This window comes from Oceanospirillum sediminis (assembly GCF_014164585.1).
Lineage (GTDB): Bacteria > Pseudomonadota > Gammaproteobacteria > Pseudomonadales > Halomonadaceae > Oceanospirillum > Oceanospirillum sediminis.
On the sequence record NZ_JACJFM010000001.1, the window covers coordinates 222,365 to 239,374 of the forward strand.

Sequence of the window (17,010 nt, forward strand, 5' to 3'; positions counted from 1 at the left end):
TGATCATGGCCTGAAAGGCATTTTATTGTCAGAAAAAGAGTAATCATCCATCAACAGGCTCAGAGATAGTCGTTTTACTGACCACTCTTTGAAGTAGAATAGCTCTGTGTTGCCGGGCTTCTGCGACAGAGTCCGGTGCATGTAAAAAACCACCTTTCTTAAGACCAAAAGCAATTTCCTGCCGAATCTGATATTTCAGTGTATGCATGCGGGCAATGGCATCGTCCCCCTCCACAATAAACAGATCCAGTGTAAATAGTGGTGGGGTTCGTAATACAGAAAAAAAGCGGGCAGCCCAGCTATCGTAGATCTGAAAGAAATCCCTGAGTGTTAATTTAACCTGCCATATCTCAGTCACCTGTAAGCCTTCCTGTAGCAAGCGTGATTCAATATAGGCTTTCTTATTAAACAGATAGGCTTCAGATTTCAACAGACAAAAAGATGTTCTCGAATCGTCACTACTCATTAAACAATCAACCGATTAAAAACCTCCTGTACAGACTGCTCTCAACACAATGACAAATGACAACAGCATACAAAGGGTGGGATCAATAAAAGCGATGATAAATAAGAACGCCTGATACTTCATGCGGCCAGAATCAGTTCTGGTGGTTAAAAGGTGCAGACGACCAGTGTTCTCTATCTCCATTCAACCCGTATATAGAGCAATAACCGGTAATCTTAGTTCCCTGAAAGGCTATAACTTTAGTCGATGCCCTCTTATTTTTTGAACGCTCACACCTACAGCATCAGATGCAATAACAAGCTTTCATATCAGCTACACCCAGACAAACCAGGTCAACAATTTAATTTGAAGAATGAAGAGGAAGAAGCAGGATCAGCATCCTGATTATTTCCCTTTTTTCTTACTCTTAGATCCGATGTTATTTCCCGCTTTTTCTCCATCACCAGCTTCCTCCTCACACCCAGCTTTTGTTCCGTTATCAGAACTGCTACCCAGTTGTGCCATCTCTTTATCTGAAGGGACATAAACCACCACGGTATCCGAGAACTGATCATGCCAGGTTTTTTTACTTTTAGAGAACAACATCCAGGCATAACCTAATCCGACACACGCAATAGAAGCTGCTGCCGACAGAAAACGCATCAGCGCCTGAGTTGGCGACATGGCAGTGCCATCCTCGTTCTGTACACGGATACGCCAGGCCTGCATACCCAGGGTCTGTCCGGTACGCAACCAGAAAAAGGCAAAGAAGCCAAAAGTCAGAACAAACAGTGCACTCTGAAAAGCAGGCCCGGCCTGATCTGTCATCGCATCCGCGTCCACAAAAGGCAAACGGGCAAAACCAGCAAACATCCACAATGCCACAATAATCAGAAAATCATACATCAAAGCACCCAGTCGACGGGTCAGATTAGCTGGCCGTGTCCATTGCTGATTAGAGAATTGTCGCCCGCGTCGAAACATAGTTTTATCCTGCTTAAATCGTTGAATGCTTAAATCGTTGAATGCTTAGAGCAATCTGTATTGGTCTGTATCAGCCGCTACGCCGGATCAGTATAGCGCCATACAAGGCACACCCCAGCGCAGGTAGCAAAATAGCCCAAACCGGTTCAAAACCGTACACCACACTGGCCGGGCCAAGAATGTCCTGCAGATATTTCACCAGCAGGCCAACCACTACACCACTGAAAACCCGGGTGCCCGCCGGAGCAGAGCGTAAAGGCCCGAATACAAAAGATGCCGCTACCAGAACCAGAGAAGACAGTGTCAGAGGCATCAGCATCTTCTGCCAGAACGCCAGCATATGCTCATGGGATTTCAGACCACGCTCTTTCAGATACTGACCGTATTGCCAGAGCTCACTGGGTGCCAGGTAACGGGGAGTGATAATAATCATCTTGATCAGATCAGGTGTCAGATCTGTCTTCCATACCCACTCCGGTGTCCGACCGGTAAAAACGCCATCATCGTTAACCTCACTGACCTGAACCCCTTTCAGCAGCCAGTGATCATCCTGATATACCCCGTATTCGGCATAAGCAATACTTTTTAGTTCCTGGTTTTCTTCATTGAACTCGTAACGTGAGACACCAAATAACTGACCATTGGCCTGAATCGAAGAGAAATAGAAATATTCATTACCGTCTCTGTGCCAGACACCTGATTCCGATTTCACCATAGTATTGCCGGATCGTTTCAGAATACGGTAGTTCTGACCGGTCACTTCAGTCTGAGGCGCGATAAACTCACCAACCACAAAGGTCAGAGCCATCAACAGCATCATGGGCTTCATCACGGAGACAATGATGCGAACAATGGATACCCCGGCAGCCCGGATCACTGACAGTTCGTTACTGCTGGCCAGCGCCCCCAGACCAATCAGAGAGCCCACCATCACACTGACCGGCACCAGATCATAAAAACGACGTGGTAAAGTCATCGTGACAAAGTACAACGCATTGGTAATCTGATAGGTTTCATTCAGATTATCCAGCTCGTTGACCAGCGCCAGCAGAAAATCCAGTCCTAGCAGCAGGGTCTGTACTACCAGTACAGCCCCCAGCACATTACGGGCGATATAACGATCCAGTGTCTTCATCGGTTATGCCGTCCCTGTGGCTGAAGGAGGAGTCTGTTTATTGCCATTTTTCTTATTGCGTTTACCGCCCCGACTGAACAGATAATCTTTAGATAATAAAGCCAGAGCAATCGCAATAAACACCAGATGCACTGACCACATACCAATGGCCGGGTCTAGTCTGCCCTTTTCTATCATGCCCTGGACTGAGATCAGGCCACTCAGATAGAAGATATGCAGAAATACTGCCGGGAAGAGTTTGGCAAATCGTCCCTGACGTGGCCGGACATAACTCAGAGGCACAGCCAGCAGCGTCACCACAATTACCATAAGTGGCAGAGATAAGCGCCACTGTACACCGGCCTGATGGGCCGGTGTATCAGAATTCCAGATCTGGCTGGTCGGTAACTGACGCACCTTCACCGAGTTACGTGCAGGATCTTTTTCTGCCAGACGTACGGCATAACGTTCAAAGGTCAGAAAGTTAAAATCACCAAAACCCGCCTGACCTTCAGAACGAGCGCCGTTTTCCAGTACCAGAAAACGACTGCCGGTGTCCGGGTCCAGGTACTGATAGCCCTGATCCGCCCGGAATACCGCTGTCCGCACCTGACCATCATCCCCTTTAATTTCACGGGACAGAAACACACCTCTCATGCGGGTGTTCTCTTCAGTCAGCTCTTCACTGTAAACTACCTGACCACCGGAAAACTTCTGAAAACGTCCGGATTTAATGGTAGAAAAATCCATGCGTTTTTTCTGATCTTCAACAATACTGAAGGCTCTGGCTTCACTCTGGGGGGTCAGCCAGAGGCTGAAACTACCCACAATGCCAGCAACGAAAAAACCAACGCACAGGGTATACAACAGCAGTTTGCGCGGCGAAAAACCACAGGCCAGCAATACCCCCATCTCATTTTCCTGATACAGACGCCCATACGCCAGCATCACCGCCAGAAAAAAAGCCAGTGGCAGAATCAGTTCCAGTACCGAAGGTAACTGCAGCAGTAACAGGCTCCAGAGAAAATCCAGAGACAACGAGCCTTCTGCAATATCTTCAAACAGCTTGATAAAACGACCTCCGAGAATAATCAGCAGTAACACCAGAGATACCGCGCTCATGGTGGTCAGCACTTCCCGGATCAGATAACGGAAAATAATCAAAAGCAGCTCCTGTGTTTGTCTGCCTGATATGTGTTCTGTTCAGACCGGTAATCCGGCCCGGATGATTAATAACTGTCGGAGTAGATTCACTTTTCCGACTTTGCGTTCAGTTAACCATTGCGTAAACTGAGGACAATAGCTGAAGCTGATTTCAGCGGGCAAATTATCCAATAACACTCCCCTTTTGTCTTGTGGCTATTGTTCTTATAACGGGATTGGATAGATATTTGTCTTCTTACCTGATTACTACGTGGAGTTTTTATGCAGTTTAACGCAACCAACCAGGCTCTGACTGAGCTGAACACGGATTGTCTGGTCGCTTTTGTCGGCGCTGAGGGTGAACTCAGTCCGGTGACTCAGCAGATTGATCAGGCTGCGGGTGGATTAATCAGCCGCATTACTGAGCAGGAAGATTTTACCGGTAAACAAAGCCAGACTCTGTTACTGCCATTTGCAGAAGGCCTGTCAGCAAAACGTCTGTTGCTGGTTGGTACCGGTAAAAGTGAAGAGCTGACGGATAATAAGTTCCGTTCTCTGGTCGCTGCCATCATTGGTGCGGTTAAAGGCCTGAAAGTCACCAGCCTGGCATTAAGCCTGGACGATGTGGCACTGAAAGATGATCGAAGCAACGGCTGGAAAGCCCGCCTGCTGGCAGAAAATACCGAAACCAGCCTGTATGTCTTTGATCAGATGAAGAGCAAAGAAGCCGATCCGATCAGCCTGGACAGTATCACTGTAAGTACTCAGGATCAGGATGCCGTAGCCTCCGGCTTAGCTGTGGGTCAGGCCACAGGTCAGGGTATGAATGTCACCCGTAATCTGGGTAACCTGCCGGGTAATGTCTGTACGCCGGTTTTCCTGGCAGAACAGGCTGAGATTCTGGTCGAAGACTGTGACGAGATGAGCCTGACAGTACTGAACGAAGATCAGATGTCAGAACTGGGTATGAACTCTATGCTGTCTGTTGGTCAGGGCAGTGTGCAGCCTTCTCGCCTGGTGGTGGTGGAATACCGTGGTGCCGGTGATGAACAGCCCCATGTGCTGGTCGGTAAAGGCGTGACCTTCGATACCGGTGGTATCAGCCTGAAGCCAGGTGCCGGTATGGACGAGATGAAATTCGATATGTGTGGTGCTGCCAGCGTGATGGGCGTACTGCAGATGCTGAAAGCTCTGAAGCCAGCCATCAATGTCGTAGGTGTCGTGGCGGCAGTTGAAAATATGCCTGCGGGTAACGCAACCAAGCCTGGCGATATCGTAACGACCATGTCAGGCAAAACCGTTGAAATTCTGAACACTGATGCAGAAGGCCGTCTGGTTCTGTGTGATGCACTGACCTATATCGAGCGTTATAACCCGGCAACAGTAGTCGATATTGCAACCCTGACCGGCGCCTGCATTATCGGCCTGGGCCATCATGCTACGGGCCTGCTGGCGAATGACGATGACTTGGCTGCAGAACTGCTGGAAGCGGGTATCTATGCTGCGGATCGTGCATGGCACCTGCCGCTGTGGTCTGAGTATCAGCAGCAGCTGGACTCTAACTTTGCCGATATTGCCAATATTGGCGGTCGTCCGGCAGGTACCATTACTGCAGCCTGCTTCCTGTCCCGCTTTACTGAAGACTATCGCTGGGCTCACCTGGATATTGCCGGTACGGCCTGGCACAGCGGAGGTAAAGACAAAGGCGCAACAGGTCGACCTGTACCGCTACTGACTCAGTACCTGCTGTCTAAAGCCAGCGACGGTAATTATCAGCTGTAACAACCCCTGATTTATCCCTCCTGACAATTTTGTTGGGAGGGATCAACAGATTCAGCCCGGTTCCTCAACAATCTTTTCCATGTACAGACCCGGTATTATATTGCCAGACACCGGACTGATACTCAGACAGATATAAAAGGCCAAAGATTATGCATATCTCACAATACTTGTTCCCTGTGTGCCTGGCTAGCATCGTGCTGACAGCAGGGTGTGCTCAGAAACCTCAGCAAACCACTGGATTGCGGTATGGTCATGTGATCCCTGCGAACTATGTAACGGGCAGCCCACGCCGGATCATCATGCATCAGGGGCGCCATATCAGCTCAGGTCCGGAACTGAAAGTTCGTCCCTTGCTGCGTCCGTTACAACCTTATACCGGTACCGCAGGAAAACCATATGGCTATTATCCTGAGTTACCATCTCCGTTATATTCTCAGTAGAAACGGTAAAAACAGCGTTACTCACAGCACATAAAACAGGTCTTTATTTGTCGTATTGATTACATCCTATTACATTGCTGCTGTAATGTTTTTAAAGTGCGACCTGTATCACAATATCAAAATCACACCCAGCGCATTGTTTTTTAAGGAAAAAATATCAAAACAATTAAAAAAAACATTTCATTGATTAATTTTCCGCTCGATTTGTGAACTTTTGTCACAGTTGGCAACTTGCTTTGTAACAAACATTGAATTAACTTACTTATTAGCAGAGTTACTCAGCTGTCACAGGAAAGGCAAAAGCCAACTCAGGGACCTCCCGTATAACCTCTGACCTGCCAGCAGAATCCTTGATCAACACAGAACAGCTCTGCGTACTGTTACAAACATGCATCAATTGTTATTTGTTCATTACGGAGTTAAATCATGAAAAAGTCTATTATTGCACTGGCAGCTACTATGGTTATGAGCGCATCAGCATTTGCGGCTGATTCAAACATCGTTGACAGCACGATCAGCGTCAATGCTCACCTGAGTGGTAATGCAGACGTACGTAACTCAGAAGCTGAAGTAGGTACAGTTAACCTGAACGACAGCAATCTGCGTGACTCTAAAGTTTATGTTAATGTTAAACTGAACAACCTGACAGCAAGAGGCAACTCTGAGGTATCAGTGGGTCACTTCCACGCAACAGACTCTAATGTTCGTGGTTCTAATGTCCACATCAACACCTCAGCGAATAACGTAGACGTTCGTAACGGCGGTTCTCTGGAAATGGGTGCTGTTCAGGCATACTAATTGTTACCAGGCAGGGAGCTGATTGATACCAGCTCCCTGCAATGGTGGATACAGATGATAAGAACAGTCATATTCTTAGCCGGTATAACATTTTCAGCCATTGAAGTTTATGCATCTGCGTTTGATGATGAAGTGATCAGACAGCGAGCCAAACTCTCTCAGGGTGAAGCCAATGAATATATCAGCCAGAAGTATGGACATGAAGATACTCGCCGCATGACGAATCAGAGTCGTGATGGGGAAACAGAGCATTACGGCGAATTCGAGTTTGATTCCCCGGGGCAGGGCCGGGATAATATCGTCATTAAGATTGACGTAGATTCCGATATTGCATCTAAGGGCGATTGTATTTCAGTAGGCTCAGTAGACGTTGATGGCGTCAGTATCAGAAAACTGACTCTGGATGTCGAGTTCGAAGAGATTAACCACTACAATCGGGGTGCCTGTATCGAAATTGGAAATATCAAGGGAGCCCAGTACATTAATGAAGTGGATGTCATCATTAACGGCGATAAGGTTCGTGCGCGTTAATCTGATTATTGCTGTACTGCTGACGGCTGCCTGTACCACCACTCCACCACCTCCTCCTGATGAAAATATTGAAACCTTCCAGTCTGGTAATCAGAAATATAATTTCATGCTGCTGGCATTGAAAAATAAGATTCTGTCCAGTGATAAAAAAATATTCATTAATGTTCTGGATATTGAAAACATTACCAATAGCCCGGAGTTACAAAGCAATTTCGCTTATATTGCCAGTACACTGATTACTGAACTTCAGACCAATGCCAGATTTTCTTCCTGTCAGAATTGTCGTCCTGAGGTCATAGACGTTTTCGAGAATAACTATAAATTTCAGACATTTACTCTAAATGGCGTACTGGCGTCCAGTGATGAGAAAGGGCGTCGGACAGAAGGCAATAATATTAAGTTCTCAGCATCGGCCCTGGATACCAGCCTGTTCGGCGGCATAGAGCAAGACGATTCAGTTGAAAGCTTCCAGATAGAAGCGGCACTGTTTCTGACCGGACGCCACGGTGAAAGCAGAGCCGGGCTGGTCGTGAATAACTACATCAAAACCGGCCGCACCACCAATGATCTGGAATACTACTACCTGATAGGTGGTACCGGTCAGGAAAAAAGCGTAAGTAAAACTCTGTCACAGGGCTTACAGTATTCAGCCAATATGCTGATCAAGTATTCCCTGATTGAACTGATAGGCAGACTATATGACTTCGACTATGACCGGACAGAAGCGCTGTATTATCAGACCGCCCACAGTCATATCGAACCAATCCGGTATACCCAGCAGGACTTTGATGCCTTTATGCAGGAGCTGGAGCTGCCATGATATCATCCGTCGGCAACTGTCCACTCCAGATAAGACGCCTGCTCTTAGCAGTCGGTCTGTGCTTTCTCAGTATCACTTCTTTACCTGTAGCAGCGATCGAACGCTATGAAGAAGCCGGTATTATTGCAGGTTACAAATATGGTACCAGTATGACTATAGCCCGTGATATTCAGCTGGTATCAGCGTTACATGGCGAAAGAGTCCGTCTGGTCAGTTCAAAAGGCGGGCCAGAGAATATCTTTGCCATACTGGAAGGAAAACAATCACAACTGGCGATGGCTGAAGAGTATTATCTGAATTATCTGCAGAAGCAGGGCAATACCAAACTGGAAAACCTGCGCTATGTTCTGCCACTGCATACCAGTGACCTGCACATTATTGCAAACAAGAATATCACCCATGTCGATCAGCTGCAGGGTAAGACGATCTCGATTGGTTTACCGGCAGGCAGCACTTACCTGGTAGCCCGCAATCTGTTTAAGTCGTTAGGCATTGAGTTTAAAGAGGTCAACCTGACACCCTATGCCGCACTTGATCAGGTAAAAAAAGATCAGCTGGATGCGATGGTGTATCTGTCCGGAGCCCCCGTCAGGCTGTTTGAAGAAAATATCGACCCCGGCGACAAACTGAACCTTCTGGAAATTCCATACAGTCAGGGAAACTTATCAGGACTTCGTAATAACACCATCAAAGAAGGTACATATGAGTGGCTGAGAAAAGATGTCAACACCAAAGCCTCCAGGGTGTTGTTGATGGCTTATAATTTTTCACCGAAAAGTAAAGAAATCAGCCGATGCGTTGCTGCCAGACGAGCATATCGTTCAACCCTGATCAATCTGGACTTCCTGAAAAACCACGGTCACTCCAAGTGGTCTGAAGTGGCAATTAATATGGATGACCTGATCAATAAACGCTTTCCGGTTAACCGCTATCATTGCACCTGGCGCAATACTTTCTGAGTACCTCCAGACAGAATACTCTGCAACCTGACTCCCCGGACATACGCATCAATGATGAATGTATCGCTTTTGCAGTTTATTTCAATAAACGCCAGAGCGAATCAAAGCTCTGCTCTGCAGCAGACTCCGGATGAGCCAGATGAATTTCATCCAGAGGGCAGGCAAAGAAAGCTCCAGAACGTACCCCCACCATATGGCAACCATAGCCTGCCAGTAAAAACTCAACGGCGATGGCTCCCATTCCCGAAGCCAGCACACGATCATGGCCTGTTGGCGAACCGCCACGCTGGGTATGACCCAGAATACAGATCCGGGGTTCATGCCCCTGCTGTTTCAGATCACCGGCAATCTGATGAATACGTTGTTCATTCTCCCCTTCAGCCACAATAATCAGCGCACTCTTTTCTTCAAAACGGGTACGCTCCGTTGATAGCTCCTGAAAGGTGTCGGATCTAACTTCAGTCTCTGGCAACACCACAAAATCAGCACCACCGGCAATCCCAACCTCAGAGGCGATATGCCCGGAATTACGCCCCATCACTTCCACCAGAAACACCCGGCCATGAGAGTCTGCCGTATCCCGGATACGATCGATCGCATCCAGAGCGGTGTTCACCGCCGTATCAAACCCTATGGTGTCATCTGAAGCAGGAATATCGTTATCAATCGTGCCTGGCAGACCGATCACCGGCATTCCGGTTTCCTTCGCAAACAGCCTGGCTCCGGCCAGTGAACCATCGCCGCCAATCACAACCAGAGCTTCTATACCCATTTCGGTCAGCGTTTCATAAGCCTGCCAGCGTATAGCCTGTTCTTTAAATTCCAGACAGCGATCACTTTTAAGAATCGTACCGCCACGCTGAATAATATTTTTAACCGACCGGGATGTCATAGGGCGAATATCACCATCCACCAGACCGGAATACCCCCGATGTACGCCAAAACAGTCAATACCCCGTGCAATTGCCGTACGCACTACTGCCCGAACCGCTGCATTCATACCAGGGGCATCACCGCCGCTGGTCAGAACAGCAATACGGGAAAAAGAGTGACAGGGTTTCAGTTCAGGAACAGCATACATAGACACCTCTCATTCACAATAACCAGACAAGTCCGGCATCAATATTTAAAGTACCATAACAGTATGACGGCTTATCTGTAATATGGTTTAACCGGCGAAAAAAATGCCCTGAGCGTACGACGGATAGAGAACTATCAGAGTACAAACAGGGCATCCGGGCCATCAGGCCTTATCGCATTTTCAGTTGAGCACAGAGCCTTCCAGCCGACATACACTATATCGGAACAGCGTATATCCAGAACAGGCCGCTCAAACCTGCCCTGGTCCGTTTGCAGATTCTTAATCAGAATCCAGCCGCTTAGTTAGCTGATTGTTTCCAGCTTTTCAGCAGGTCTTCGTAAGCAACGGTTTCACCCTGAGGCTTCTCGTTTGCCAGCTTAGCTTTTGGTGAGCCAGGCTGACTCAGCCAGTAATCCGCATCACGCTTAGCGTTCAGCTCAGGACCACAATCGCCCTGCACACCGGCACGCTCCAGACGCTTCAGTACTTTATCCTGAGCAGCCGCCAGACCATTCAGAGCTTCCTGAGGTGATTTTTCACCATTGGCAGCTTCTGCGATGTACTGCCACCACAGCTGAGCCAGCTTCGGATAATCCGGAACGTTAGTGCCTGTTGGTGTCCATTGAGTACGAGCCGGGCTACGATAGAACTCAACCAGACCACCCAGCTTAGGCGCTTCAGCGGTCATCACTTCAGAGTTGATATCCGATTCACGAATCGGCGTCAGCCCCACCAGGGTTTTCTTCAGAGATACCGTTTTAGATACCGTGAACTGAGCATACAGCCAGGCTGCCAGACGGCGATCATCCGGAGTAGAATTCAGGAATGTCCAGGAACCAGCATCCTGATAACCCAGTTTCATGCCTTCCTGCCAGTATGGACCTTTAGGAGACGGTGCCATACGCCATTTTGGCGTACCATCTGCATTAACTACCGGCAGACCTTCTTTGGTCATGCTGGCGGTAAAGGCGGTGTACCAGAAAATCTGCTGAGCAATATTACCCTGTGCCGGAACCGGACCCGCTTCAGAGAAGGTCATGCCCTGAGCCTGTGGTGGTGCATACTTACGCAGCCAGTCCACATATTTGGTCGTGGCGTAAACCGCAGCAGGACCGTTGGTTGCACCACCACGTTCAACACTGGAACCAACCGGCTTACAACCTTCTACACGGATACCCCATTCGTCCACTGGCAGACCATTTGGCAGTCCCGGATCACCCGCCCCCGCCATAGAGAACCAGGCATCAGTGAAACGCCAGCCCAGAGATGGATCTTTCTTACCGTAATCCATGTGGCCGTAAACACGCTCGCCATCAATCTCTTTCACATGTACAGAGAAGAACTCAGCAATGTCTTCGTAAGCAGACCAGTTCTTAGGCACACCCAGTTCATAGCCATATATATCCTTGAACTGTTTCTTCAGATCCGCACGGGCAAACCAGTCAGCACGGAACCAGTACAGGTTGGCAAATTGCTGATCCGGCAGCTGATACAGCTTACCGTCAGGCCCTTTAGTAAAGTCCAGACCGATAAAGTCATTCAGATCCAGTGTTGGCAGAGTGTAGTCCTTGCCATCACCTTTCATCATGTCAGAAATTGGCACCACTTTACCGTAACGGAAGTGCGTACCAATCAGATCAGAGTCGTTGATATAGGCATCATAGATGTTACGGCCTGACTGCATCTGAGTCTGCAGTTTCTCAACCACATCACCTTCCTGAATCAGATCATGGGTCACTTTAATACCCGTGATCTCTTCAAAGGCTTTTGCCAGAACTTTGGACTCATATTCGTGAGTTGCGATGGTTTCAGATGCCACATTAATGCTCATGCCACGGAATGGCTTAGCGGCCTCAGTAAACCAGGACAGCTCTTTCATCTGCTCGTCCTGAGAAATGCTGGACTTACTGAACTCCTGAGATAACCATTTTTCAGCTGCATCGCTGTACTGGTCCGCAAAAACGGAACCACTTGCCAGAGATACAGACAGACTCAGAAGAAGTGCTTTGGGCCAATTTTTATTTTTTTTCATTTCCAACCTCATAAGAGAAGCTTCTGGTTTTATTTCAGGCACAGTTCCCCTTCAAAGGGCTGTTACCTTTCCTTCCAGCTTGAGTGAAAGTGGCCGGGGGCAAAGCGGGCTCAGTTTGAACAAAGGTCAATTTATTCAGGGTCGAACACAGGCAGTTCTGCTTCGTCACTCCGGCCAGGAGCGTGTCCTCAGTCAGAGGACTGTTTTATCCCCATCGCATAACGATAAAGAGCCATACGCAGGAAATTCCCAGTGCAATCCACAACGTCATATCGGTCAGACCGACATACATCAGATGGATATAGGCACTTGTCAGCAGACCGATAAACAAACGGTCACCCCGTGTGGTTTCTATCGGTAAGAAGCCTTTTCGTTCTACACAGGGTGAACGCAGTTCGAATACGGTCATGCATACTAAAATTGCAGCAATAACAGAGAAGAAGACTGCCGTTGGTAATGTCCAGGCCATCCAGCTCATGATTACACCTCCCGATCAGACCCGGCCCAGGGCAAAGCCCTTCGCCACGTGGTTACGGACAAACCAGATCACCAGCAGGCCCGGAATAATGGTCAGCACACCCGCCGCAGCCAGCACACCCCAGTCGATCCCCGTCGCCCCGACCGTTCGGGTCATAATGGCAGCGATAGGTTTGGCTTCTACCGAAGTCAGCGTTCGGGCCAGCAGCAGTTCTACCCAGGAGAACATAAAGCAGAAGAAAGCCGTCACACCGATCCCTGAACGGATCAGTGGCAGAAAAATCTTCAGGAAGAAGGTGTGGAACTTATAGCCATCGATATACGCCGTTTCATCAATCTCACGGGGAACACCGGACATAAAACCTTCCAGAATCCATACCGCCAGCGGCACATTAAACAGACAGTGCGCCAGAGCAACGGCCAGATGGGTATCAAACAAACCCACTGATGAATACAGCTGAAAAAACGGCAACAGAAATACTGCAGGCGGTGCCATACGGTTAGTCAGCAGCCAGAAAAACAGGTGCTTATCACCGGTAAACTTGTAACGACTGAAAGCGTAGGCCGCTGGCAGTGCCACCATCAGAGTGATAATCACATTCAGCGATACATAGGTCATAGAATTGACGTAACCCATATACCAGCTGGGATCACTGAAAATCACCTGGTAGTTTTCCAGGGTAAAATTCTGCGGCCACAGTGTCAGGCCTCCCAGAATCTCTTCGTTACTTTTGAACGACATATTCAGCAGCCAGTAAATCGGCACCAGTACAAACAGAATGTACGCGGTAATGCCAATATTCTTACGTCGCTGAGTATTCACCCGGCGTTTTGCATTAGCGGGCAACACAAAACGCTTAGGCTGTTGTGTGCTACCGGCACCAGCCGTCTGACTGGCGGTGTTCTGAGTCATGCTTGTCATAACAGGCCCCTTTATTCCGACTTATCCAGGTGAGAGATACTGGTAAAGAACAACCAGCTCACCAGCAGTACGATCAGGAAGTAGATCAGAGAGAAGGCTGCTGCCGGTCCCAGATCAAACTGTCCAATCGCCATCTTGGTCAGGGTCTGGCTCAAAAAGGTTGTTGAGTTACCCGGACCACCACCGGTCAGAACAAACGGCTCGGTGTAGATCATAAAGCTGTCCATAAAGCGCAGCAGAATGCCAATCACCAGCACGCTTTTCAGCTTAGGCAGCTGGATATAGCGGAAAATGGCCCATTTAGACGCACGGTCGATACGTGCCGCCTGATAGTAAGCCTCAGGAATAGCTCTCAGACCGGAGTAGCACAACAGCGCCACCAGAGAGGTCCAGTGCCAGACATCCATCAACAGTACGGTGAACCAGGCATCCCCCGGATTAGAGGCGTAGTTATAATCAATGCCGATACTGTTCAGTGCCCAGCCAAACAAACCAATATCTTCACGACCAAATACCTGCCAGATCGTGCCCACTACGTTCCAGGGAATCAGCAGAGGAATGGCCAGTAGAATCAGACTCAGCGACGCCGCCTTACCTTTCGTTGGCATCATCAGTGCCACTGCGATTCCCAGAGGGATTTCAATCAACAGTACGCAGCCGGAGAAGATAAACTGGCGGATCAGAGAATCATGCAGACGCGGGTCCTGCAGTACCTCCCGGTACCATTCAGCACCGACAAAGTAAGCGGTATTCTGGTCAAAAATATCCTGTACGGAATAGTTAACAACTGTCATCAGGGGGATCACAGCAGAGAAGGCTACCAGCAGGAAAACCGGCAGCACTAAAAACCAGGCTTTGTTATTTTCAGTCTTGTTCATGCCTGACGTACCTCGGTTGTCTGAGAGGGATCTGAATCAGAACGATCCTGTGAATCTGCAGCATCCTGATCGGCTGAAGGCTCATCCGGTACCAGATATTCATCCACATACAGTTTCAGCCACTGAGACGGAAAACTGATCCATGCGGTATTTTCCGGCACCGCCTGATCTTCATCCAGACGGGCTTTCAGAATCTGACCTTCCAGCTCCATAGTCAGAATTTTGTAAGTGCCCAGATCTTCCACATGGCGCACATCACAGGAATAAGCGCCTTTAATGGCTTCATCGCAGACATGCACAAACTCCGGACGGATGCCCACTTTTACATTGGCAGAAGGGTTCTGGTTCAGGAACTGACACAGATGGTCCGACAGAGGAATAAACTGATCCTTAAACATCACTCCGCCTTCAACACGGGTGACTTCCAGGATATTCATTCCCGGGCTGCCGATAAAATAACCAACAAAGGTATGGTTCGGTTCTTCAAACAACTCACGGGGTGTACCGAACTGCACGATCTGGCCGCCGTACATCACAGCAATCTTGTCTGCAAATGTCGCAGCTTCCAGCTGATCGTGAGTCACATACACCATGGTAAGATTGAACTGTTCATGGATCTGCTTCAGCTTACGACGCAGCTTCCATTTCAGGTGTGGATCAATCACCGTCAGAGGCTCATCAAACAGAATGGCCGATACATCATCACGTACCAGGCCGCGTCCCATAGAGACTTTCTGTTTTTCATCTGCGGTCAGGCCTTTGGCCTTTCTGTCCAGCAGCTCCTGCAGTTCCAGAATTTCAGCGATTTCCAGTACCTTAGCGCGTACCTTGCCTTCATCCACTTTCATATTACGTAGCGGAAAGGCCAGGTTATCAAACACCGTCATGGAGTCATAAACCACAGGGAACTGGAACACCTGAGCAATATTGCGCTCTTCCGGTGGAATATCGTTCACCCGCTGACCATCAAACAGTACATCGCCTTCTGAAGGCGATAACAGGCCCGAGATAATATTCAGCAGGGTACTTTTACCGCAGCCTGAAGGACCTAAAAGAGCATAAGCGCCCCCCTGGTGCCAGACATGGTCCATCTCTCGAATAGCATAATCAGATGGCGACTGAGGGGCAGGGCTATAACTATGCGCCAGTGATTTCAGATGAATCTCAGCCATGGGTCACCTCCATCGCAGCATCTCCCTGGTACAAACGCCCTGGCGCTTGCAGCATCCTGCCGTCCAGATCAAACACAAACAGCTTATGGGTGGGCAGATACACCTTAATCGGTGTGTCCGTGTGATATTCATGTACGCCGGACAACTGCAGAACCAGATTGAAGTGATTGTTCTTCACATGCATAAAGGTTTCAGAGCCACTGATTTCAGCCAGCTCCACCAGCACAGAAACTTCCAGATCATCATCGTTATGAGGCACCAGACCGATATGACTCGGCCGCACCCCAAAGAAATATTCGCCGGGTTTCAGTCCCCGGATATCCTGATTCAGCGGGAAGTGTACTGTGCTGTCGAACGTCACTTCCGTTTCCGATACGGTGCCCCGAATCAGATTGATCGGCGGTTCACTGAACAGCTCTGCGGCATCAATGTTCACCGGATAGCGGTACACCTCAGAAGACGGCCCGCTCTGAATCACCTTACCTTCGTGCAGCAAAGTGGTTACACCACCTAATGCCAGTGCTTCGTTGGGTTCTGTTGAGGCATACACTGCAATGGAGTTACGGGCTTTCAGCAGCTCTCGAATCTCCTGACGCAGCTCTTCACGCAGTTTGTAATCCAGATTAACTAACGGCTCATCAAACAGAATCAGGCTGGCATCTTTTACCAGAGCCCGCGCCATAGCGGTACGTTGCTGCTGACCACCGGACAGTTCCAGCGGACGTCGCTCAAGGAAAGGATCGATATGCAGCATTTCAGCGGTTTCATGAACCCGCTTACGAATCTCACCTTCCGCAACTTTCGCCAGACGTAGCGGCGAGGCGATATTCTCGTATACGGTCCAGTTCGGATAATTGATAAATTGCTGATACACCATGGAGATATTGCGCTGCTGAACAGGAACACCGGTCACATCGACCCCGTTCATCAGCACCTGGCCTTCGGTAGGCTTATCCAGCCCGGCCATCAAACGCATCAGGGATGTTTTCCCTGCCAGTGTTCGTCCCAGAAGTACATTGAACGAACCTGGCTCCAGCGTTAGGCAGGCATTGTCGATATGGCATTCACCATCCACAATGCGCGTGACATTCTGAAGAGTTAAAGACATCTTGTTGTCCTTTTTATTCTTTTAATCGGCCCCTTCGTCCGATCTGGTCAAACCGGACAACAGGCGAATTCCAACATCCGGCAGATCTTATTTTTCTGCTTGATCTGTCAACGCAGAGATGTTCGAATTCGAAGCAGCATCATCGCACTCAGTGAAAAAAAACCGCAACACAAATTTAACAAAACAAACTAACCATTTGTTTTTAAAAGAATTTTCATTAAGAATGGATTCAGATCATTATTTATACAAATTGATCAAATACGAAAAAACTGTTCACTAACCGACTGGCGGTGAACACTTTTGAACAGATATACTGACCGACCG

At 48.6% G+C, this 17,010-nt stretch carries 17 protein-coding genes; 6 read left to right on the plus strand and 11 right to left on the minus strand.

From position 1 onward, the window contains the following. Positions 1–43: 43 nt before the first annotated feature. From H4O21_RS00930 to lptF, 4 genes are all read right to left on the minus strand, one after another. Complete coding sequence (locus H4O21_RS00930) at positions 44–466, minus strand: hypothetical protein (protein ID WP_182806958.1); 423 nt, start codon at positions 464–466, stop codon at positions 44–46. Between the two features lie 384 nt (positions 467–850). After that, positions 851–1,429 carry an RDD family protein gene (locus H4O21_RS00935; protein ID WP_182806959.1) on the minus strand — a complete coding sequence of 193 codons (579 nt, stop codon included), beginning with the start codon at positions 1,427–1,429 and terminating at the stop codon, positions 851–853. Positions 1,430–1,499: 70 nt separating this feature from the next. Further along, on the minus strand, positions 1,500–2,564 hold the full coding sequence (gene lptG / locus H4O21_RS00940) for an LPS export ABC transporter permease LptG (RefSeq protein ID WP_182806960.1): 1,065 nt from the start codon (positions 2,562–2,564) through the stop codon (positions 1,500–1,502). 3 nt (positions 2,565–2,567) lie between these two features. Next, positions 2,568–3,707, minus strand: a complete 1,140-nt coding sequence (gene lptF / locus H4O21_RS00945; protein WP_182806961.1) for an LPS export ABC transporter permease LptF — start codon at positions 3,705–3,707, stop codon at positions 2,568–2,570. Between the two features lie 261 nt (positions 3,708–3,968). Here lptF and H4O21_RS00950 point away from each other — a divergent pair, with 261 nt between their 5' ends. From H4O21_RS00950 to H4O21_RS00975, 6 genes are all read left to right on the plus strand, one after another. Further along, a complete protein-coding gene (locus H4O21_RS00950) occupies positions 3,969–5,468 on the plus strand; it encodes a leucyl aminopeptidase (RefSeq protein WP_182806962.1) in 1,500 nt (499 codons plus the stop codon). A 149-nt stretch (positions 5,469–5,617) separates the two neighbouring features. Further along, entirely contained in the window at positions 5,618–5,908 is a 291-nt protein-coding gene (locus H4O21_RS00955) for a hypothetical protein (RefSeq protein ID WP_182806963.1), read from the plus strand. A gap of 426 nt (positions 5,909–6,334) precedes the next feature. Continuing rightward, the gene (locus H4O21_RS00960; protein WP_182806964.1) at positions 6,335–6,706 is read left to right on the plus strand and encodes a hypothetical protein; all 372 of its coding nucleotides are present in this window, start codon (positions 6,335–6,337) and stop codon (positions 6,704–6,706) included. Between the two features lie 54 nt (positions 6,707–6,760). Beyond that, entirely contained in the window at positions 6,761–7,237 is a 477-nt protein-coding gene (locus H4O21_RS00965) for a hypothetical protein (RefSeq protein WP_182806965.1), read from the plus strand. Continuing rightward, positions 7,227–8,057, plus strand: coding sequence for a hypothetical protein (locus H4O21_RS00970; protein WP_182806966.1), 831 nt, complete (start codon positions 7,227–7,229; stop codon positions 8,055–8,057). Before H4O21_RS00965 ends, H4O21_RS00970 begins: the two co-directional genes overlap by 11 nt. Next, the gene (locus H4O21_RS00975) at positions 8,054–9,016 is read left to right on the plus strand and encodes a TAXI family TRAP transporter solute-binding subunit (RefSeq protein ID WP_182806967.1); all 963 of its coding nucleotides are present in this window, start codon (positions 8,054–8,056) and stop codon (positions 9,014–9,016) included. Before H4O21_RS00970 ends, H4O21_RS00975 begins: the two co-directional genes overlap by 4 nt. Before the next feature lie 76 nt (positions 9,017–9,092). Here H4O21_RS00975 and pfkA read toward each other — a convergent pair whose 3' ends face one another. From pfkA to H4O21_RS01010, 7 genes are all read right to left on the minus strand, one after another. Further along, positions 9,093–10,097: a 6-phosphofructokinase gene (pfkA, locus tag H4O21_RS00980; protein WP_182806968.1), complete on the minus strand. Its 1,005-nt coding sequence runs from the start codon at positions 10,095–10,097 to the stop codon at positions 9,093–9,095. A gap of 298 nt (positions 10,098–10,395) precedes the next feature. Further along, complete coding sequence (locus H4O21_RS00985) at positions 10,396–12,129, minus strand: ABC transporter substrate-binding protein (RefSeq protein ID WP_182806969.1); 1,734 nt, start codon at positions 12,127–12,129, stop codon at positions 10,396–10,398. A 205-nt stretch (positions 12,130–12,334) separates the two neighbouring features. Continuing rightward, positions 12,335–12,607: a DUF2160 domain-containing protein gene (locus tag H4O21_RS00990; protein ID WP_182806970.1), complete on the minus strand. Its 273-nt coding sequence runs from the start codon at positions 12,605–12,607 to the stop codon at positions 12,335–12,337. Between the two features lie 15 nt (positions 12,608–12,622). After that, positions 12,623–13,528, minus strand: coding sequence for a carbohydrate ABC transporter permease (locus tag H4O21_RS00995; RefSeq protein WP_370463905.1), 906 nt, complete (start codon positions 13,526–13,528; stop codon positions 12,623–12,625). Between the two features lie 11 nt (positions 13,529–13,539). Beyond that, on the minus strand, positions 13,540–14,406 hold the full coding sequence (locus tag H4O21_RS01000; RefSeq protein WP_182806971.1) for a carbohydrate ABC transporter permease: 867 nt from the start codon (positions 14,404–14,406) through the stop codon (positions 13,540–13,542). Further along, positions 14,403–15,578, minus strand: coding sequence for an ABC transporter ATP-binding protein (locus H4O21_RS01005; RefSeq protein ID WP_182806972.1), 1,176 nt, complete (start codon positions 15,576–15,578; stop codon positions 14,403–14,405). The genes H4O21_RS01000 and H4O21_RS01005 overlap by 4 nt, the downstream gene beginning before the upstream one ends. Further along, positions 15,571–16,686 (minus strand): ABC transporter ATP-binding protein, encoded by a 1,116-nt coding sequence (locus H4O21_RS01010; protein ID WP_182806973.1) that lies wholly within the window; start codon positions 16,684–16,686, stop codon positions 15,571–15,573. Before H4O21_RS01010 ends, H4O21_RS01005 begins: the two co-directional genes overlap by 8 nt. Positions 16,687–17,010: the final 324 nt, after the last annotated feature.